The following is a 20,318-nucleotide window of genomic DNA, read 5'->3' as shown; positions in this document are numbered from 1 at the left end:
ATGAGCAAGGGTTTGATGCTCCTGTCGGCCGGCGGTTCGGGCGGTCATCTCTTCCCGGCAGAGGCGCTCGCCCACGAACTGATCGCGCGCGGCTGGCTCGTCCATCTGGCGACCGACGACCGGGCAGGGCGCTTCGCCGGCGATTTTCCGGCCTCCAAGGTCCATCCGGTCCATTCCGCCACGATCGGCTCGAAGAACCCGATCGCGCTCGCGCGCACCTTCTGGGCGCTGTGGTCGGGCGTGAGGCAGGCTTCGAAGATCATCGAGACAATCCGCCCGAAGGTCGTCATCGGCTTCGGCGGCTATCCGACATTGCCGCCGCTCTATGCCGCGACGCGTCGCGGCGTGCCGACCATGCTCCATGAGCAGAACGCCGTCATGGGGCGCGCCAACAAGGCGCTCGCGACCCGCGCCAAGGCGATCGCCGGCGGCTTCCTCGAAGCGGGCAAGGACAGCCGGATCGTCGTCACCGGCAATCCCGTCCGCCCCTCGGTCATCGAGGCGTCGACGATGCCCTACACCGTCTCGCGCGCCAGCGATCCGTTCCACCTTCTCGTCTTCGGCGGCAGCCAGGGCGCGCAGTTCTTCTCCAGCGCCCTGCCTGAGGCGATCCGCGCGCTCTCGCCCGAATTGCGGGCGCGGCTGAAAATCACCCAGCAGGCGCGCGCCGACGACGAGGCGGCAGTCAAGGCGGCCTATGCAGACTTAAGCATCGAGGCCGAGGTCTCGCCCTTCTTCAAGGACATGGCGAAACGAATCGCCTCGGCCCAACTCGTCATCTCGCGCTCGGGCGCGTCGACGGTTTCGGAACTCGCGGTCATCGGCCGCCCCTCGATCCTCGTTCCCTATCCCCATGCGCTCGACCATGACCAGGCGGCGAATGCGGCCGCGCTTGCCGCTGCCGGCGGCGCGCTGGTCGAGCCGCAACCGGGGCTGACCCCGCAGCGGCTCGCCGAACTGATCGAAGGCTTCATGAGCGATCCCGACCGCGCTGCCAAAATGGCGCAGTCGGCGCATTCTGTCGGCAAACCCAATGCGGCGACATTGCTTGCCGACCTCGCGGAGGCTATTGCGGCGGGCCAGACAGTCACGCAATTCAGCCAAGGAGGCACCCCATGAAAATGCCGCAGACAATCGGCGTGGTGCATTTCATCGGCATCGGCGGCATCGGCATGAGCGGCATTGCGGAAGTGCTGCACAATCTGGGCTATCAAGTGCAGGGCTCAGACCAGTCGGAGAGCGCCAATGTCCAGCGCCTGCGCGACAAGGGCATCGAGTGCTTCGTCGGCCACCGGGCCGAAAATCTCGGCCAGGCCGAGGTGGTCGTCGTGTCGACCGCGATCAAGAAGTCGAATCCCGAACTCACTGCTGCGCGGGAGAAGCTTCTGCCGATCGTGCGCCGGGCCGAAATGCTCGCCGAACTGATGCGCTTTCGCCAGGCCGTCGCGATCGGCGGCACGCATGGCAAGACGACCACGACCTCGATGGTCGCGACGCTGCTCGACGCCGGCGGGCTCGACCCGACCGTCATCAATGGCGGCATCATCAACGCCTATGGCACCAACGCCCGCATGGGCGAGGGCGAGTGGATGGTGGTGGAGGCCGACGAGAGCGACGGCACCTTCCTGAAGCTGCCGGCCGAAATCGCGGTCGTCACCAATATCGACCCGGAACATCTCGACCATTACGGCTCGTTCGAGAAGGTGCGCGAGGCGTTCCGCCAGTTCGTCGAGAACGTGCCCTTCTACGGCTTCGGCGTGATGTGCATCGACCACCCGGAAGTGCAGCAGCTCGTCGCCCGCATCGAGGACCGGCGCGTCATCACCTATGGCGAGAATCCGCAGGCCGATGTCCGCTTCTACAATCACCGCATGGACGGCGCATCGTCGCTATTCGACGTGATGATCCGCAACCGCAAGCGCGATGCGACCTTGATCATCGAAGGGCTTCGCCTGCCGATGCCGGGCCGCCACAACGTCTCCAATGCCACCGCCGCCATCGCGGTCGCGCACGAACTGGGCCTCGGCGCGGATGCGATCCGCAAGGGCCTGTCGGCCTTCGGCGGCGTCAAGCGGCGCTTCACGCTGACGGGCGAGTGGAACGGTGCGCATATCTTTGACGATTACGGCCACCATCCGGTCGAGGTCAGGGCCGTTCTCCAGGCCGCGCGCGAGGCCTGCCAGGGCCGCATCGTGGCGATCGCCCAGCCACACCGCTTCACGCGCCTGCGCGATTTGTTCGACGATTTCGCCTCCTGCTTCAACGATGCCGACACGGTGATGATCGCCCCGGTCTATGCTGCCGGCGAGGAGCCGATCGAGGGCGTCAGCGCCGAAACGCTGGTGGCGCAGATCCGGGCCGGGGGGCACCGCGATGCGCGCCTGCTCGCCGGGCCGGAAGCGATTGCGCCTGCGATCCGCGATCTCGTCCAGCCCGGCGATTTCGTCGTCTTCCTCGGCGCGGGCAACATCACGCAATGGGCCTATGCGCTGCCCAAGGATCTCGGCTCGCTCGAGGCGGCGGCATGATCGACGGCAATGCGCTCCTGGCACGGCTTGGTGATGTATCGGCCATCCGCGGGCGTTTGACGGCGAACGCGCCGATGGAGACGATCACCTGGTTTCGCGTCGGCGGGCCGGCCGAACTCCTGTTCCAGCCGGCCGACGACGACGACCTTGCCGCGTTCCTGAAACTCCTGCCGGCCGACGTGCCGGTGCTGGTCGTCGGCATCGGCTCCAACCTTCTCGTCCGCGACGGCGGCATTCCGGGCGTCGTCATCCGCCTGTCGGCCAAGGGGTTCGGGCAGGTCGAAGTGCTTGACGAGACGCGCATCCGCGCCGGCGCAGCCGCACCGGACAAACGGGTTGCGGCAGCCGCGCTCGACGCGGGTATCGGCGGCTTTCATTTCTACCACGGCATTCCCGGCGCCATCGGCGGCGCGCTGCGCATGAATGCAGGCGCCAACGGCACCGAGACGCGCGAGCGCGTCGTCGACGTCTATGCCATGGATCGCAAGGGCAATCGGCACATCCTGTCCAATGCCCAGATGGGCTATGCCTATCGCCATTCGTCGGTTTCTCCCGATCTGATCTTCACCGGTGCGCTTTTCGAGGGCCATCGCGAAGACGCTGCCGAAATCCAGAAGGCGATGAACGAGGTCCAGCATCACCGCGAGACGGTGCAGCCGATCAAGGAGAAGACCGGCGGCTCGACCTTCAAGAATCCCGAGGGCAGCTCGGCCTGGAAGGAGATCGACAAGGCCGGTTGCCGCGGGCTGATGATCGGCGGCGCGCAGATGTCGCCGCTCCACTGCAATTTCATGATCAACACCGGCAATGCGTCGGCGCATGATCTGGAACTTCTCGGCGAAACGGTCCGTGCCCGCGTCGCGGAAAATTCGGGCATCGTCCTCGATTGGGAAATCAAGCGCCTGGGCGTGGCGAAAGCCGGCCATGCGGTCGAGCCATTCGCCGGTTCGCCACCCAGTTCCTGAACCTTCAATCACGCCGGTTCATAAAAAATAATCTTCCCTGAATCCGAAGCCCTTGCCACGGAATCCGCGATCTGATTCCTTGGACTTGCGGCGTTATCTGATTTGAGTCGGCCACGCATGATGCGTGAGGGGACGGGAGGCGAATTGTGCCTGCCGATTGCGGATTCATGGGGCTCGATCGACGCAGGTTTCGATCCGACGGAAGAGGGGATTTCCGGGTATGGTACAAAAGCACGTTGCCGTCTTGATGGGGGGATTTTCCTCCGAGCGGCCGGTGTCTCTTGCCTCCGGGAATCCGTGTGCGGACGCGCTGGAATCGGCGGGCTATCGCGTCACCCGGATCGACGTCGACCGCAGCGTCGCCTCCGTGCTCGCCGAGCTTCGGCCCGACGTCGCGTTCAATGCGCTGCATGGCCCGTTCGGCGAGGACGGCACCATCCAGGGCATCCTCGAATATCTCGAAATTCCCTACACCCATTCCGGCGTGCTCGCTTCTGCCCTGGCGATGAACAAGGAGCAGGCCAAGCGCGTCGCGAAGGCGGCGGGCATTCCGGTGGCCGAATCGCGGGTCATGAATCGCCATTCGATCGGCCGCGACCATCCGATGAAGCCGCCCTACGTGGTCAAGCCGGTCAATGAAGGGTCGAGCTTCGGGGTGGTCATCGTCAAGGAAGATCAGGCGCATCCGCCGCAGGTCATCGGCTCGTCCGACTGGCGTTATGGCGACGTTGTGATGGTCGAGCGATTCGTGCATGGGCGCGAACTGACCTGCGCGGTCATGGGCGATGTGGCGCTCGGCGTCACCGAGATCATCCCGGTCGGCCATTCCTTCTATGATTACGATTCGAAATACGTCGCAGGCGGCTCAAAACATGAATGCCCGGCAAATCTTTCACCAAATATTTACCAAAAAATACAGACACTCGCGCTCAAGGCACATCAGGCAATCGGCTGCCGGGGCGTCTCCCGTTCTGACTTCCGCTACGACGACCGCCATTCGGAAAATGGCGAGATCATCTGGCTGGAGGTGAACACGCAGCCAGGCATGACGCCGACGTCCCTTGTGCCCGAACTGGCCGAACATGCCGGTCACGGCTTCGGCGAATTGTTGAGTTGGATGGTGGAGGACGCATCGTGCCTGCGTTAGGAAATCGAACCGGACGGTCGACATGGTCGGCGCGTGATGCGTTCGTTTTGCCGCGCCTCCTTCGCCGCCCCGCGCGCCACCTTTATCGCTGGACCTCCGGCGAGGTCGAGCCGCCGCGTTTCGCCGCCTTGATGGCGAGCGCGCTTCTGATCGGGTCGTCCGTGGTCTATGGCGCCGTCGTCGGCGGCCACATGCCGGGCGTCGTCCAGTCGATCACCGCGCGGACCGGCTTTGCCATCGAGGACATCGAGATCGTCGGCAACCGCTTCACCTCCGAGATCGACATCTTCCAGTCGGTCGGGCTCGACGGCTTCACCTCGCTGATCGGCTTCAGTGCCGCGGATGCACGGGGCCGCATCGCGCAGCTTCCCTGGGTCGAGAGCGTCGACGTCCAGAAAGTCTATCCCTCCACGCTCGCCGTGACGCTCGTCGAGCGGGTGCCGTTCGCGGTCTGGCAGCATGGCAATCGTCTGTGGGTCATCGAGGAAAACGGCCGGGTCATCACGCCGCTGGCGCGCAGCCAGCACGCCGAACTGCCCGTCATCGTCGGTCGCGGCGCCGAGGATCATGCCGCCGAATTCCTCAAGACGATGGCGGCCTATCCCGAACTCGCCTCGAAGACCCGCGCCTATATCCGCGTCGCCGACCGGCGCTGGGACCTGCGCCTGCGCAACGGGACCACGGTCAAGCTTCCGGCAACCGGCTACGAAAAGGCGCTCGCCGCGGTGATCGAGGCCGATCGCGCGCAGGAACTCTTCTCGCGCGACGTGACCGTTGTCGACATGCGTCTTGCCGGCCGTATGGTGCTCAAGCTCACCGAAGCGGCCATGGAACAGCGCCAGGCGATGCTCAAGGAGCGGCTCGGCAAGAAATACGTCCCGGAGAAGCGCACATGAGCTGGTTGTCCTCCGACAAGCCCAAGCAGGCAAAGCGGTCGGGCATCGTCACGGTGCTCGATGTCGGGTCGAGCAAGGTGTGCTGCATCATCGCCAAGCTGCAACCGCGCGAGCAGAGCGACATGCTGCCCGGACGCACGCATCAGGCGCGCGTCCTCGGCATCGGGCACCAGAAGTCGCTCGGCATCAAGTCCGGCGTCATCGTCGATCTCGACCGCGCCGAGCAGGCGATCCGGCTCGCCGTCGATGCGGCGGAGCGCATGGCGGGCCTGACGGTCGATTCGCTGATCGTCAACACCTCCGCCGGACGGCTGAAGAGCCGCGTCTTCAGCGCCACCGTCAATCTCGGCGGTCACGAAGCGGACGAGAGCGACATCACCCGCGTTCTTGCCGCCGGCGCAAAGCAGGTGCAGCGCACCGAGCGCGAGGTCGTCCATTCGATGCCGATCGGTTTTTCGCTCGATGCCGAGCGCGGCGTGCGCGATCCGCGCGGCATGGTCGGCGAGACGCTCGGCGTCGACATGCACGTCCTAACCGCCGATGCCGCCCCGCTGCGCAATCTCGAACTTTGCATCAACCGCTCGCATCTGTCGGTCGAGCGTTTCGTCGCCACGCCCTTCGCCTCCGGCCTCGCCTCGCTGGTCGAGGACGAGATGGAGATGGGCGCGGCCTGCATCGACATGGGTGGCGGCACGACGACGCTCGCCATTTTCGCTGACGGCAAGCTCGTCCATGTCGACGCGATGCCGATCGGCGGCACGCATGTCACGATGGACCTTGCCAAAGGACTTTCCACGCGGCTCTCCCATTCGGAGCGTCTCAAGGTCATGCACGGCTCGGCGCTTACCGTGGGCGGCGACGACCGCGACATTGTCACCATCAACCCGATGGGCGAGGACGGCGAGGTGCCGCTTCAGGTGCCGCGCTCCGTGATGAACCGAATCATTCGCGCGCGCGTCGAGGAGACGCTGGAGATCGTGCGCGACCGCTTGAACAAGTCGGGCTACGGCAACGTGGTCGGCAAGCGGGTCGTGATGACCGGCGGCGCGAGCCAGTTGACCGGCATGGCCGAGGCGGCGCGCCGGGTTCTGGGCCGCAATGTGCGGCTCGGGCGTCCGCTGGGTGTCAGCGGCCTGCCGGAAGCGGCCAAGGGGCCGGCATTTTCAACTTCTGCGGGCCTTTTGATCTACCCGCAAGTTTCGGAACTGGAAAGTCAGCTAAAACGAGGTGGCGGACTGCGCTGGCAGGCCACCGGAACAGGCGGGCGATTCCAACGAGTGAGCCAGTGGTTACGGGATAGTTTTTGAGTTTGACGGGGTTTGACCCACGGCGGCCGCAGCGGCGACGCGGCAGGACAGGCGAAAAAGGACGACGGAAATGACAATAAATCTGCAAAAGCCGGACATCACCGAGTTGAAGCCGCGAATCACCGTGTTCGGTGTCGGCGGCGGCGGTGGCAATGCGGTCAACAACATGATCACGGCCGGACTGCGCGGCGTCGAGTTCGTCGTGGCGAACACCGATGCGCAGGCGCTGACCATGACCAAGGCCGAACGCCTCATCCAACTCGGCGCGAACGTGACCGAGGGGCTTGGCGCCGGCTCGCAGCCCGAAGTCGGCCGCGCGGCCGCCGAGGAATGCATCGACGAGATCCTCGACCATCTGTCGAACACGCATATGTGCTTCGTCACCGCCGGCATGGGCGGCGGCACGGGTACGGGCGCGGCCCCGGTCGTCGCCCGCGCGGCACGCGAAAAGGGCATCCTGACGGTCGGCGTCGTGACCAAGCCCTTCCATTTCGAGGGCCAACGCCGGATGCGCACCGCCGATCTCGGCATCGAAGAATTGCAGAAATGCGTCGATACGCTGATCGTCATCCCGAACCAGAATCTCTTCCGCATCGCCAACGACAAGACCACCTTCGCCGACGCCTTCGCGATGGCCGATCAGGTGCTTTATTCGGGCGTTGCCTGCATCACCGACCTGATGGTCAAGGAAGGGCTGATCAATCTCGACTTCGCCGACGTCCGTTCGGTGATGCGCGAGATGGGCAAGGCGATGATGGGCACGGGCGAGGCTTCGGGCGAGGGCCGTGCGCAGGCCGCGGCGGAAGCTGCGATTGCCAACCCGCTGCTCGACGAGACGTCGATGAAGGGTGCCAAGGGCCTGCTGATCTCGATCACCGGCGGCCGTGACCTCACCCTCTTCGAGGTCGATGAAGCGGCGACCCGCATCCGCGAGGAAGTCGATGCGGATGCCAACATCATCCTTGGCGCGACCTTCGACGAGGAACTGGAAGGCGTGATACGCGTCTCGGTCGTCGCCACAGGCATCGACAAGGCATCCGCCGACATCTCGGCGCCGCCGATCGTGAACCGGCCGATGGCCAAGCCGGTCGAGCGCGCCCCGCAGCCGCAGGCCCAGCCCGCCGCCGAACTGCGCGCTGCCGCTCCGCGTGTCATGGAAATGCAGCCCGTCGCTGCAACGCCGGTCGACCCGGTCGCCGAAGCGATCCGCCAGGCCGACGCCGAAGCCGCCCAGCTTCGCCCGGCAGCCCCGCAGGACGAATTCCGTCCGCAAAGCCGTCTCTTCGCCGAGCCGGCGCGGCCGGTCGAAGCTCCGGTTCAGCAGGTGGCGGCCGCTCCCGTGCCGCAGCAGGTCGCCCCGCAGGCGGTTGCGCCGGCTCCGGTTCAGCCGCGTATGCCGCGCGTCGAGGACTTCCCGCCGATCGTCCAGGCCGAACTGACCCGCGCGCCGGAAGTCGCGCATGAGGATCGCGGACCGATGGGCCTGCTCAAGCGCCTGACCAACGGCCTTGCGCGCCGCGAGGAAGAGCCGGCACGTCTTGAGCCTGCCCAGCCGCGCGAGCCGAAACTGCGCCAGCCCGTCGCGTCGCAGCCCGAGCAGCGCCGCGCGCCGAGCCCGGAGGCGCAGCAGTATGCGCCGCGCCGCGGCCAGCTCGACGACCATGGCCGCCTTGCCGTTCAGCCCCGCCAGGCCCAGGAGGACGACCAGCTCGAAATCCCCGCCTTCCTGCGCCGCCAGGCGAACTGATCGATCGATCCCGAAAAGCTTCGAGCGGGCCCCTTGCGGGCCCGCTTTGACATCCGCCGTCTTGTTCGCGCCGGCGATCCGGCTATGGTCCGCCGCAATATTGCGGATGGTGACATGAACCTTCGAAAACAGACGACGCTTGCCGGCGACCTTGCGATCGAGGGCATCGGCGTTCATTCCGGCAAACCGGCACGGCTGCACCTGCGCCCCGCCGCGGCCCGCACGGGCATATGTTTCGTCGATGGCAAGGGGGAAGGCACCATCCTGGTTCGGCCGGAAACCGTCGCCTCGACCGACCTTTCCACGCTGATCGGGGATCCGGCCGGTTTCCACGTCTCGACCGTCGAGCACCTGATGAGCGCGCTGGCCGGCAGCGGCATCGACAATGTCGAGATCGCGATCACCGGCACCGAAGTCCCGATCCTCGACGGCAGCGCGGCCGAGTTCGTCGCCGCATTCGAGACTGCCGGCCTCGTCGAGCAGGACCGCCCTGTCGATGCGATCCGCGTCCTCGCCCCGGTCCGCGTCGAGAACGGCGCGGCATGGGCCGAGTTCGTGCCGCATGAACGGCCGCGCTTCGAGATCGAAATCGACTTCCCATCTCCAGCCATCGGCCGCCAGAAGATCGCGTTCGATCTCGAACCCGGAACCTATGCAAGCGAGATCGCGCCCGCGCGCACATTTGGCTTCATGCGCGACGTCGAGAGACTATGGGCGGCCGGCCTCGCGCTCGGCTCGTCGCTCGAAAATTCCGTCGTGATCGGCGAGGACGATCGGGTCGTCAATCCGGGCGGTTTGCGATTTCCCGACGAGTTCGTGCGACACAAGGCGCTCGACGCGGTCGGCGATCTGGCCGTCTCGGGGCTCGCCATCATCGGCTGCTACCGATCGTTCCGCGGCGGGCACAAGCTCAACGCAGGCGCGCTCGGCGCGCTGCTTTCCCGCTCCGACGCCTTCGAGCGGCTATAGGCGAGCCTTGTGGATTGCGGCAGGTCTGCCACAAAATTGCGCGATTGCGTCCTCATAGCGTTGCTGCCAACGGGGCGTTATGCTCTAAGACTGGCCTGTTGCCATGAAGATTTCTGCCGGAGGGGCAATGCCCATCGTACCGTTTGAACGCTCGCAGCGCCCGACACGTCGCGCCACGTCGCTCGCTCTTCTGGCGCCCGTGATCGCGCTGCCTCTCGTGCTGTCGGCCTGTGCGTCGACCGATAACGACATGAATCTCGCGAGCTATGTCGAGAGCGTCGAGCCGGCGGATGCGCTCTACAATCAGGGCCTCGCCAATCTCGAGGCCGGCCGCCTGTCCGAGGCGTCGAAGAAGTTCGAGGCGGTCGATCGCCAGCATCCCTATTCCGAATATGCCCGCCGCTCGATGGTGATGGGTGCCTTCACCCAATACCGCCAGGGCAACTATCAGGACGCGATCAATTCTGCGCAACGCTATGTCCAGCTTTATCCGAGCGATCCGGAAGCGGCATATGCGCAGTATATCGTCGGCCTTTCCTACTGGCGCCAGATCAAGGACGTGACGCAGGACCAGACCGATGCCCGCCGTACGATCGAGGCGATGGAAGCCGTCGTTCAGCGCTGGCCGGAATCCGAATATGTCGAGGACGCCAACGCCAAGATCCGCCATGCCCGCGACCAACTCGCCGGCAAGGAAATGCAGGTCGGCCGCTACTATCTCGAACGCCGCGAATATGTTGCCGCCGTCAAGCGCTTCCGCACCGTCGTCGAGACCTATGGCAATACCCGCCACGCCGAGGAGGCGCTTGCCCGCCTGACGGAGGCCTATTACGCGATGGGTCTGGCGTCGGAGGCACAGACGGCCGCGGCCGTTCTCGGCCACAACTATCCCGACAGCCAGTGGTATGCCGATTCCTACGCGCTCTTGCAGTCGGGCGGTCTCGAACCGCGCGAGAATGCCGGCTCGTGGATTTCGCGCGCGAGCGCAGCCATTCTCGGAAGCTGACGGCATAGCCTGAATGCTCGCCCATCTGTCGATCCGCGATATCGTTCTGATCGAACGGCTCGACATCGACTTCCGCTCCGGCCTGTCCGTCCTGACGGGCGAGACCGGCGCGGGCAAGTCCATCCTTCTCGATTCGCTTTCGCTGGCGCTCGGCGCGCGGGGCGATGCCTCGCTTGTGCGCCATGGCGCGCCGCAGGGCAACGTCACCGCCGTCTTCGACGTGCCCGCCGGCCACTCCGCCCGCGATCTCCTGCGCGAGAACGGCGTCGAGGACGAGGGCGACATCATCCTGCGCCGCATCCAGACCGGCGACGGGCGCAGCCGCGTCTTCATCAACGACCAGCCCGCTTCTGTTACGCTCCTGCGCGAGATCGGCCGCGCGCTGGTCGAAATTCACGGCCAGCACGACGACCGTGCACTGGTCGACGTCGCCGCCCATCGCGACCTGCTCGATGCCTTCGGCGGCCATGTCGGCGAGGCGCTCTCGGTGGCGCGCGCCTACAGGCATTGGCGCGAGAGCGAAAGCCTTCTCCACCGGCACCGCGCCAAGGTCGAAGCCGCCGCCCGCGAAGCCGATTATCTGCGCGCCTCGGTCGACGAACTCGGCAAGCTCGATCCCCAGCCGGGCGAGGAAACGCAGCTTGCCGAACAGCGCGCCGACATGATGCGCTCCGAAAAGATCGCGACCGAGATCAACGACGCGCTCGACGTGTTGTCCGGGCAGGGCTCCGCCGTGCCGCAACTGGCGAGCCTGCTTCGCCGCCTCCAGCGCAAGGCGGAGGAAGCGCCCGCGCTCGTCGATCCGATCGTCACCTTGCTCGACGAGGCGCTGATCTCGCTCGACGCCGCCCAGACCGCCGTCGACGAGGCGCTGCGCGCGATCGAGTTCGATCCGCAGGTGCTCGAGCGCGCCGAGGAGCGGCTCTTCGCGTTGCGTGCGCTGGCGCGAAAGCATTCCGTCAGCGTCGACGACCTTGCCGAACTGCGCGACGCGATGCTGGCCGATCTGGCCGATCTCGACGCCGGCGAGGAACGCCTTCAGGCGCTGGAAAAGGAAGCGCGCGAGGCCCGCGACGCCTATGACGAAAAGGCGTTGCACCTGTCGGAACTGCGCGCCGGGACGGCCGATCTTCTCGCCCGCGCGGTGATGCAGGAACTGCCGGCGCTCAAGCTCGAACGCGCTGAGTTCATCGTCGAGATCAAGGCCGACGCAGAAGACCGGCGCGAGCAGGGCATCGACCAGATCGAATTCTGGGTGCGCACCAATCCGGGCACCCGCGCCGGCCCGATCATGAAGGTCGCGTCGGGCGGCGAGCTTTCCCGCTTCCTTCTGGCGCTGAAGGTCGCGCTCGCCGATCGCGGCTCGGCCCCGACGCTCGTCTTCGACGAGATCGATACCGGCGTCGGCGGCGCGGTGGCGGACGCCATCGGCGCGCGCCTCGCGCGCCTCTCGCAGCGCGTGCAGGTGCTGTCCGTCACTCACGCGCCGCAGGTCGCCGCCCGTGCCTCGACGCACTACCTCATATCCAAGTCCGGCAATGAAGAGGGCGTCGCGACCCGCGTCGCCGCCATGGACCACGGCGCGCGGCAGGAAGAAATCGCCCGGATGCTCGCCGGTGCGACCATCACCGACGAAGCCCGTGCGGCCGCCAAGCGCCTGCTTTCCGAAACGCCACTCGTCTCCTGACGTTTGTCGGCTTGAGCCGCCCGCCGATCCCGCTATGTTCGCGCCAAGCGACCACCGGAATCCTTGCAATGGCGAAGTCCCCGAAATCCGTCGATGACCTGACCCCGGACGAGGCGTCAGAGGAACTGACGCAACTCGCCGCCGAGATCGCCCGCCACGATGCCCTCTACCACGGCAGGGACGCGCCCGAGATTTCCGACGCCGCCTATGATGCGCTGCGCCAGCGCAATGCCGCGATCGAGGCGCTGTTTCCCGAACTCGTGCGCGCGGATTCGCCCTCGCTCAAGGTCGGCGCGGAACCTGCCGGTGCGTTCACGCCCGTCCGCCATGCGCGGCCGATGCTCTCGCTCGACAACGTCTTTTCCGACGCGGACGTAACCGATTTCGTGCAGTCCGTGCGCCGTTTCCTGTCGCTGAAACCCGACGACGAACTCACCTTCACCGCCGAGCCCAAGATTGACGGCCTGTCGATGTCGCTGCGCTATGAGAACGGCTACCTCGTCACGGCCGCGACGCGCGGCGACGGCACCACCGGGGAGAATGTCACCGCCAACATCCGGATGATTTCGGAAATCCCCAATCGAATCAATGGTGTCCCGGACGTTCTTGAAGTGCGTGGCGAGGTCTACATGGCGCGCGATGACTTCATGGCGCTCAACGCGCGCATGGCCGAAAGCGGCCGCGTCTTTGCCAATCCGCGCAACGCCGCCGCTGGCTCGCTGCGCCAGATCGATCCGAGCGTGACGAGGACGCGGCCCCTGCGCTTCTTCGCCTATGCCTGGGGTGAAACGTCCGAAAACCTTGCGGCGACCCAGTTCGAAGCCGTCGCGCGGCTCGGCGCCTGGGGCTTTCCTGTCAATCCGCTGATGCGGTGTTGCACGACGCTCGACGAGATGATCGCGCATTATCGGTCGATCGAGGCGGGCCGCGCCGACCTGCCCTATGACATCGACGGCGTGGTCTACAAGGTCGACGACCTCGCGCTTCAGGAACGGCTTGGCTTTCGCTCGCGCAGTCCGCGCTGGGCGACGGCACACAAATTCCCTGCCGAAAAGGCGATGACGGAACTGCAAGCGATCGACATCCAGGTCGGACGCACCGGAGCCTTGACCCCCGTCGCACGGCTCAAGCCGGTCACGGTCGGCGGCGTCGTCGTCACCAATGCGACGCTCCACAATGAGGACTATATCAAGGGGATCGGCAATGACGGCCAACCGATCCGCGAAGGCCGCGACATCCGCGTCGGCGACACGGTGATCGTCCAGCGCGCCGGCGACGTCATCCCGCAGATTCTCGACATTCTGCCCGAAAAGCGGCCGGCCGACGCGAAGCCCTATGTCTTCCCGGACCGCTGCCCCGCTTGCGGCAGCCATGCCGTGCGCGAGGAGGGGGAGACGGTGCGGCGCTGCACGGGCGGGCTCGTCTGTCCCGCTCAGGCGGTCGAGCGCATCCGCCATTTCGTTTCGCGCAACGCGATGGACATCGAAGGTCTCGGCGAAAAGCAGGTCGAGTTCTTCTACAACCACCCGGACCCCGCATTCCAGATCAAGACGCCAGCCGAGATATTCACGCTGAAGGCCCGGCAGGAAAAATCGCTCGCCAAGCTGGAAAATGTCGACGGCTTCGGCGCGGTATCGGTGAAGAAACTCTTCGCCGCCATCGACGAGCGCCGCCGCGTCGAGCATTCGCGCTTCCTGTTCGGCCTCGGCATCCGCCATATCGGCGAGACCAACGCCAGGCGCCTGGCACGCCATTTCCTCAGCTTCGATGCCCTGCGCGCGGCGGCGGAAGCGACGAGGATGCCTGAAGGCAAGGGCGATCCCGGCAACGCCGAGTGGCAGGAAATCGTCGGCGTCAACGGCATTGGTGCCGTCGTCGCCGAGGCGCTGGTCGAGTTCTTCGCCGAAACGCACAATCGCGAGGCGGTCGAGGCGCTTTTGAAGGAAGTCGACCCGCAGGACGAGGAAGCCCCGCAGACGGTGGCCTCGCCGGTGACGGGCAAGACGGTCGTCTTCACCGGCTCGCTCGAAAAAATGTCGCGCGACGAGGCGAAGGCCATGGCCGAACGGCTCGGCGCCAAGGTGGCGGGATCGGTGTCGAAGAAGACCGATCTCGTCGTCGCCGGACCGGGCGCCGGTTCGAAGCTGAAGCAGGCGACGGATCTCGGTATCGAGGTCATCGACGAGGACGAGTGGTTCGTGCGGGTCGGGAGATAAAGACCGGTTGCAAAAGCAACTCCATAACAAAAATCCACCACCCCATGGCCCTACGAGACACATCCCATGGTTCAAGCCTTTTCATGTGACAGGGCAGCGATGCTGACCTAAGAGACGGCATGTCCTTTGCCCAAGAATTCGCGCGCGGTATGCGCAAGAGTCCGCCCGTCGTGCTGTCGTCGGCGCCCTTTGGGCTTTTGTTCGGCGCGCTGGCCGTCGACAACGGCTTTTCGGTCGGCGAGGCGGTGCTGATGAGCGCGACCGTCTATGCCGGAGCGAGCCAGATGGTCGGGCTCGACCTTTTCGGCCAGAGGGTCGCGCCGTGGCTGATCGCGTTGTCGATCTTCGCGGTGAACTTCCGGCACGTCCTCTATTCCGCCGCCGTTGGCCGACGCGTGCCGCACTGGGCTTCTTCGCAGCGCGCCTTCGGTTTCTTCTTCCTCGTCGACCCGCAATATGCCGAGGCCGAGCGGAAGGCGGAGAATGGCGAGCGCGTCACCTTCGCCTGGTTCATGGGCATGGCGATGCCGATCTATCTGTTCTGGGTGGCGGAAGCCTGGGTCGGCGCGCGTTTCGGCGGCCTCATCCCCAACACCTATGCGCTGGGCCTCGATTTCCTGCTGCCGATCTACTTCCTCGGTCTCGTCATGTCGTTCCGGTTGCGTCCGCTCTGGCTGCCCATCGTCGCAACGAGCGCGGTCGCGTCCATCGTCGCCTATGAGACGATCGGATCGCCTTGGCACGTTACGGTCGGCGCGGTCGCCGGCATGGCGCTTGCCGCCTTCATGCTGGTCAACGGAAATGGCAATGGCGAGGATGCGGCATGACGACGACCGTCTGGATCATCCTCGCAAGCGCGGTGCTGACCTATCTGTCGCGCATCGGCGGACATCTCGTCCTGTCGCGGTTCGACCGCATCCATCCGCGCGTCGAGGCCAGCCTCAACGCCGTGCCTGCGGCCGTCCTGACGACGCTCGTCGCGCCCGCCGCCTATCATGGCGGCCCGGCGGAGATCGCGGCCATGCTCGTCGCCGCCATCGTCGGCTGGCGTAGCGGGCTGATGACGATGTTCATCGTCGGTGCGGCGGTGCTGATCGCGGGCCGCAACCTATTGTGACAGGGGCGCGGTCGCGGCTGCGAGCCAGGCTTTGACGCCATCTTCCACCTGGTCGGAAAGCTCGCTCGCTACCCGCGCGTGGTAGGCGTCGAGCCAGTCGATCTCGGCCTTTTCCATGAGAGCCGCATCGATCAGCCGCCGGTCGAACGGGGCCAGCGTCAGCGTCTCGAAGCCGTGCATGGCGATCTCGCCGCCCTCGACCTTTGCGGCGTCCTCGACCACGATCAGGTTTTCCAGCCGGATGCCGTATTCGCCGGGGCGGTAATAGCCTGGTTCGTTCGACAGGATCATGCCGGGCAGAAGCGCCTGCGTGCCCGTCCGGGCGATGCGCTGCGGTCCTTCGTGGACGGCGAGGAAGGAGCCGACGCCATGGCCCGTGCCATGCGCGAAATCGAGCCCGGCCTGCCACAGAGCGCGCCGCGCGAAGGGATCGACGTCCTGCCCGCGCGTGCCGGCCGGAAAGCGCAGCGTCGAGATCGCGATCAGCCCTTTCAGCACCAGCGTATAGTGCCTTCGCATCGCGTCGGTCGGCTTGCCGATGGCAATGGTTCGGGTGATGTCGGTCGTGCCGTCCTGATACTGGCCGCCGGAATCGACCAGATAGAGTTCGCCGGCGGCAAGCTTGCGGTTGGTCTTCGTCGTCACGCGGTAATGGATGATCGCGCCGTTCGGACCGGAGCCGGAAATCGTGTCGAAGGAGATGTCGCGCAGCGGCATCTGGACGTCTTCGCCCGCTTTCGCGCGGGCGGATTCCAGACGGCTTGCGACCATGATCTCGTCCACCGTGCCCGGCTGCTGGGCGTCGAGCCAGGCGAGGAACCGCACTATGGCCACGCCGTCTCGCTTGTGGGCCGCACGCGAGCCGTTCAGTTCCGCCTCGTTCTTGCAGGCGCGGGGCAGGCGGGCCGGGTCGGGCAGGTCGCTCGTCGCACCGCCCGCGTCCACGATCGCCGCCCGAAGCCATTCGGGCGCAAGCTGCGGGTCGAGCCCGACCTTCGCGCCACCGGCCAGCGCTTTCAGCGCCGGTTCGAGCGCTGCCGGGGCGTGGAGTTCGGCAAGCTGCGTCAGATACGCCTTTGCCTCGATGCCGAGCTTGGCCGGGTCGATGAAGAGCGACGGTCGACCCTCTGCGGGCACAATCGCGAAGGCGAGCGCCAGCGGCGTGTGCTCGACATCGGCGCCGCGGATGTTGAAGAGCCAGGCGATCGATGACGGGTCGGTCAGAACCGTATGCGTCGCGCCGCCCGCGCGGATTTCCTTGCCGATACGCACGATCTTGTCCTTCGCCAGTTCCCCGGCAAAGCCGACCGGCTGGATCGCGACCTCGCCCGCAGGGGCGGCCGGCTGATCGGTCCAGATCGCGTCGATCGGATTGCCATCCAGCGCGACGAGTTCGCCGCCGGCCTTCTCGCAGGCTTTCCGCAGCGCCTTCGTCTCGGCAATCGTATGCAGCCAGGGGTCGAAGCCGAGCCGCGTGCCCGCCTTCAAATTGGCTTCGATCCATTTCGCCGGCGGTGTCTCGACGAGGCTTTCATAGACGAAGATGCCCGCGTCGGTCTGATCGCGCACCTGAAGCGTGTAACGCCCGTCGACGAAGATCGCCGCGCTTTCGGTGAGCACGATCGCCGCGCCGGCCGATCCGGTGAAGCCCGTCAACCATTTCAGCCGGTCGGAGCGCGCGGCGACATATTCGCCCTGATGCTCGTCCGCGCGCGGCACGAGAAAGCCGTCGATGCCGCGCCTCGCCAACTCAGTGCGCAAGAGTGGCACGCGTTCCCTGCCTTGAGCGGGATCGGCATGACTTTCGAAGGTCTGGAACATGGGCTACTCGCATCAATGGTGTCGGCGATCCATAGCGCGCCATGCGGAGGCGCGAAACCCTGATCGACGGCATCCCGAATTGCTGCGTCGCAGCATGGTCAATTCGCATATGCAAAACGACATGGAAGCCATGCAGCATCGGCACTGGTGGAAAAGGTCAGCAATGCTTACCTTCTTGATCGTGGAGGACACATTCTTCCAATCGGATCAAGGAGAAGACGAAATGGCAAATGCAGCAAAGCGCGGGTTCTTCCGCGGCGCAATGGACGCCCTCGTCGAAGCGCGTTCGAAGCAGGCGACCCGTTATGTGAACAGCGCGCTCCTCATGCTCGACGACGAGACGCTGCGTTCGCACGGCTACACCCGTGACGAACTGAAGAAGAGCGCAGGCGGTTCCTACCTCTACTAAGCGCGAAGATTTTCGCTCCAGGGGCGATATCGGGGGAAGGGCGGTCCGGGGGCGGGCCGCCCTTTTTCTTATGGTCAGCGCTTGAGGTGCAGCGCCACCCAGCCCTCGCGGCGGATGGTGCGCACATGGCGGAACGACTGGCCGACATAGGCCGCGATCACCGCCTCGCGCTGGCGCTCCAATATGCCCGACAGGATCAGCGAACCATCCGGCGCGACGTTACGCGCCATCTCAGGCGCGAGCGTCATCAGCGGCCGCGCGAGGATGTTGGCGACGATCAGGTCGAACGGGCGCCATTTCGCGAAGACGTGGTGGTGGAAGCCTGCCGCCGTCACCGTGTCGACATAGGCATGGGCGTGGTTGAGCCGCACGTTCTGCCGCGCGACGCCGACCGCGACGGGGTCGATGTCCGTCGCCAGCACCGGAATGCGGCAGAGTTTCGCCAGCGCGATCGCGAGCACCGCGCTTCCCGTTCCAAGGTCGAGCGCGGTGCGCGGGCGCTCGCGGCGGGTGACGTCCATGATGAGTTCCAGGCACCCGGCCGTGGTGCCGTGATGGCCGGTGCCGAAGGCGAGGCCCGCCTCGATCTCGATGGCGAGGTCGCCGATCCGCCGCCTGTCGCGGTCATGCGCGCCGTGGACGAGGAACCGGCCGACCCGGACCGGTTTCAGCCCTTCGAGCGACTTCGCCACCCAGTCGATGTCGTCGAGGTTCTCGCGTTCGAGCAATGCCGAGGGCGCGTTGGCCTTCAGCACTTGCGCGATGCGCGCCTCCAGCCCTTCCGGCTCGCCGTCGATATAGACGGACACCTCGTTGATGCCGGCATCCTCGTCGAGTTCGAAGATCGAGATCGGGAAGCCGTCATCCTCGAGCAGCGTTTCGAGCTGCCGGTAGGCGGCTTCGGCGTCCTTCTTCGCGGCGCTGAAGTAAAGTCGTGTCTGGGGCACCGCGTCGTCCTTCGGTGGTGTCAGCTCGCGGCCAGGCGCTTCAGCTTGGCGACGGCGTTTTCGGGATTCTCCCCATAGGCGATGGTGCCCATGAAGTCACCCGAACTGTCCAGGAGCAGGATCGAGGCGGTGTGGTCCATCGTGTAGTCGCCGCCCTCCAGCTCCACCTTGCGGATGAAGATGCCGAAGGACTTCGCCATCGCTTCGACCTTCGCCGGTTCGCCGGTGATGCCGGTGATGCGCTCGGAGACGTTGCCGACATAGGTGTCGAGGATTTCCGGCGTGTCGCGCTCGGGGTCGACGGAGACGAAGTAGGCGCGGATCTCCTCGCCCTCCGCGCCGAGCTGGTCGAGCCAGCCATCCATCTCGTAAAGCGTCGTCGGGCAGATTTCGGGGCAGTGGGTGAAGCCGAAGAACACCGCAGAGGGCTGGCCGCGAAACGCCTGCTCGGTGATCTCCTCGCCGCGCTGGTCGACCAGCGTGAACGGCTCGCCGAAGGATCGCGCAACGGTGCGGTTCGCATACCAGTCGAAGCTGATCCAGCCGACGGCCGCAGCCACGATGATTACGCTTGCAACGAGAAGGGTCCGCATGTCGGCAATCGTCCGTTCGGGTTCGTGGAAATCGAGGTCAGAAGCACCAGGCCATGCCGGTCTCGGCCATGGCCATGAAGATGCGCGCGCCGCTGTCGAGCCAGCCGGCGAAGGCAAGCCCGGTCGCCGCGGAAAGCGCCAGTGCGCCGGCGGCAAGCAGAAGCTGTGTCGCGATCCGGTTTCCGATCATGAGATGGATATAGCGGCACGAAGCTTGCGCCGAAAGATGTCATCTTGCCGCCGTCCGGCGGGACACGTACACGCTTTCGCGATGAGCGCTTTCCTGCCGCACGATTCCGAACCCAAGATCCATTCGACGGCCGAACTCAAGGGCTGCCGGCTCGGACGCTTCGTCTCGGTCGGACCGCGCGTCCTGCTGCGCGATGTCGAAGTCGGCGACTTCTCCTATTTCGAGCGTCATGGCGAGGCGATCTACACAACCATCGGCAAGTTCTGTTCGATCGCCGCAAACGTCCGCATCAACGCGCTCGAACATCCGATGGAGCGCGTCACCACGCACAAGATCACCTACCGGCCGAACGAATATTTCCGCTTCCACGGCGTCGATGCCGGCTATCGCGCACATCGGCAGGCCGCGCGCGTTACCATCGGCAACGATGTCTGGATCGGCCACGGCGCCGTACTCATGCCCGGCATCGCCATCGGCGACGGGGCGGTCGTCGGTGCCAATGCGGTCGTCACCCGCGACGTTCCGGCCTATGCGATCGTCGCCGGTGCGCCCGCCCGCGTTCTGCGCCAGCGGTTCCCAGCCGACATCGCCGCGGCGCTGGTCGAGATGGCATGGTGGGACTGGCCGCATGAAAAACTGGCCGAAACGTTGCCGGACATGCAGCAGCTTTCGATCGAGGAATTCGTGTCGAAGTATCGAACCGATAAAACTTGATTCAAATGCCGGCTGTTAGGGTCAAGGCGAAAGGTTAATCGGCCGTTTATTGGCTGTGT

At 65.7% G+C, this 20,318-nt stretch carries 19 protein-coding genes; 15 read left to right on the top strand and 4 right to left on the bottom strand.

The genetic code is table 11. The features are described from left to right. The 13 genes from murG (at nt 1) to PZ895_RS01005 (ending at nt 15,585) form a co-directional block, all read left to right on the top strand. Nucleotides 1-1,119, top strand: a complete 1,119-nt coding sequence (gene murG, locus PZ895_RS01065) for an undecaprenyldiphospho-muramoylpentapeptide beta-N-acetylglucosaminyltransferase (protein ID WP_275837177.1) — start codon at nt 1-3, stop codon at nt 1,117-1,119. Continuing rightward, the gene (gene murC, locus PZ895_RS01060) at nt 1,116-2,528 is read left to right on the top strand and encodes a UDP-N-acetylmuramate--L-alanine ligase (protein WP_275837176.1); all 1,413 of its coding nucleotides are present in this window, start codon (nt 1,116-1,118) and stop codon (nt 2,526-2,528) included. Before murG ends, murC begins: the two co-directional genes overlap by 4 nt. After that, a complete protein-coding gene (murB, locus tag PZ895_RS01055) occupies nt 2,525-3,493 on the top strand; it encodes a UDP-N-acetylmuramate dehydrogenase (RefSeq protein ID WP_275837175.1) in 969 nt (322 codons plus the stop codon). Before murC ends, murB begins: the two co-directional genes overlap by 4 nt. Nucleotides 3,494-3,713: 220 nt before the next feature. Beyond that, entirely contained in the window at nt 3,714-4,640 is a 927-nt protein-coding gene (locus PZ895_RS01050; protein ID WP_275837174.1) for a D-alanine--D-alanine ligase, read from the top strand. A gap of 47 nt (nt 4,641-4,687) precedes the next feature. Then, nucleotides 4,688-5,536: a cell division protein FtsQ/DivIB gene (locus tag PZ895_RS01045; protein WP_275837173.1), complete on the top strand. Its 849-nt coding sequence runs from the start codon at nt 4,688-4,690 to the stop codon at nt 5,534-5,536. Next, nucleotides 5,533-6,843: a cell division protein FtsA gene (gene ftsA / locus PZ895_RS01040; protein ID WP_275837172.1), complete on the top strand. Its 1,311-nt coding sequence runs from the start codon at nt 5,533-5,535 to the stop codon at nt 6,841-6,843. Before PZ895_RS01045 ends, ftsA begins: the two co-directional genes overlap by 4 nt. Before the next feature lie 70 nt (nt 6,844-6,913). Beyond that, complete coding sequence (gene ftsZ, locus PZ895_RS01035) at nt 6,914-8,590, top strand: cell division protein FtsZ (RefSeq protein WP_275837171.1); 1,677 nt, start codon at nt 6,914-6,916, stop codon at nt 8,588-8,590. A 114-nt stretch (nt 8,591-8,704) separates the two neighbouring features. Continuing rightward, entirely contained in the window at nt 8,705-9,559 is an 855-nt protein-coding gene (gene lpxC, locus PZ895_RS01030; protein WP_275837170.1) for a UDP-3-O-acyl-N-acetylglucosamine deacetylase, read from the top strand. Nucleotides 9,560-9,686: 127 nt separating this feature from the next. Then, nucleotides 9,687-10,565 carry an outer membrane protein assembly factor BamD gene (locus PZ895_RS01025; RefSeq protein WP_275837169.1) on the top strand — a complete coding sequence of 293 codons (879 nt, stop codon included), beginning with the start codon at nt 9,687-9,689 and terminating at the stop codon, nt 10,563-10,565. A 13-nt stretch (nt 10,566-10,578) separates the two neighbouring features. Further along, nucleotides 10,579-12,252: a DNA repair protein RecN gene (recN, locus tag PZ895_RS01020; protein WP_275837168.1), complete on the top strand. Its 1,674-nt coding sequence runs from the start codon at nt 10,579-10,581 to the stop codon at nt 12,250-12,252. A 68-nt stretch (nt 12,253-12,320) separates the two neighbouring features. Then, entirely contained in the window at nt 12,321-14,468 is a 2,148-nt protein-coding gene (gene ligA / locus PZ895_RS01015; RefSeq protein WP_275837167.1) for an NAD-dependent DNA ligase LigA, read from the top strand. A gap of 119 nt (nt 14,469-14,587) precedes the next feature. Further along, the gene (locus PZ895_RS01010; protein WP_275837166.1) at nt 14,588-15,295 is read left to right on the top strand and encodes an AzlC family ABC transporter permease; all 708 of its coding nucleotides are present in this window, start codon (nt 14,588-14,590) and stop codon (nt 15,293-15,295) included. Continuing rightward, nucleotides 15,292-15,585, top strand: a complete 294-nt coding sequence (locus PZ895_RS01005; RefSeq protein ID WP_275837165.1) for an AzlD family protein — start codon at nt 15,292-15,294, stop codon at nt 15,583-15,585. The genes PZ895_RS01010 and PZ895_RS01005 overlap by 4 nt, the downstream gene beginning before the upstream one ends. On the opposite strand, the gene PZ895_RS01000 is transcribed toward PZ895_RS01005, so the two are convergent. Then, nucleotides 15,577-17,406: an aminopeptidase P family protein gene (locus PZ895_RS01000; protein ID WP_275837164.1), complete on the bottom strand. Its 1,830-nt coding sequence runs from the start codon at nt 17,404-17,406 to the stop codon at nt 15,577-15,579. The two genes, PZ895_RS01005 and PZ895_RS01000, sit on opposite strands and share 9 nt — an antisense overlap. Nucleotides 17,407-17,629: 223 nt before the next feature. Between PZ895_RS01000 and PZ895_RS00995 the strand changes: the two genes are divergently transcribed. Beyond that, on the top strand, nt 17,630-17,815 hold the full coding sequence (locus tag PZ895_RS00995) for a hypothetical protein (RefSeq protein WP_024588687.1): 186 nt from the start codon (nt 17,630-17,632) through the stop codon (nt 17,813-17,815). A gap of 74 nt (nt 17,816-17,889) precedes the next feature. Here the strand turns inward: PZ895_RS00995 and PZ895_RS00990 are convergent, their stop codons facing one another. From PZ895_RS00990 to PZ895_RS00980, 3 genes are read right to left on the bottom strand one after another with little or no spacing between them, the layout of a single operon-like run. Continuing rightward, on the bottom strand, nt 17,890-18,762 hold the full coding sequence (locus PZ895_RS00990) for a 50S ribosomal protein L11 methyltransferase (protein WP_275837163.1): 873 nt from the start codon (nt 18,760-18,762) through the stop codon (nt 17,890-17,892). Nucleotides 18,763-18,782: 20 nt separating this feature from the next. After that, on the bottom strand, nt 18,783-19,355 hold the full coding sequence (locus PZ895_RS00985) for an SCO family protein (RefSeq protein ID WP_275837162.1): 573 nt from the start codon (nt 19,353-19,355) through the stop codon (nt 18,783-18,785). Between the two features lie 37 nt (nt 19,356-19,392). Then, complete coding sequence (locus PZ895_RS00980) at nt 19,393-19,545, bottom strand: hypothetical protein (RefSeq protein ID WP_275837161.1); 153 nt, start codon at nt 19,543-19,545, stop codon at nt 19,393-19,395. An 81-nt stretch (nt 19,546-19,626) separates the two neighbouring features. Here PZ895_RS00980 and PZ895_RS00975 point away from each other — a divergent pair, with 81 nt between their 5' ends. Beyond that, on the top strand, nt 19,627-20,259 hold the full coding sequence (locus PZ895_RS00975; protein WP_275837160.1) for a DapH/DapD/GlmU-related protein: 633 nt from the start codon (nt 19,627-19,629) through the stop codon (nt 20,257-20,259). The last annotated feature ends 59 nt before the right edge of the window (nt 20,260-20,318 follow it).

The sequence above is a fragment of the Mesorhizobium sp. YIM 152430 genome, assembly GCF_029210365.1.
Classification (GTDB): Bacteria; Pseudomonadota; Alphaproteobacteria; order Rhizobiales; family Rhizobiaceae; genus Aliihoeflea.
This window is presented reverse-complemented; position numbering and strand designations above follow the sequence as displayed.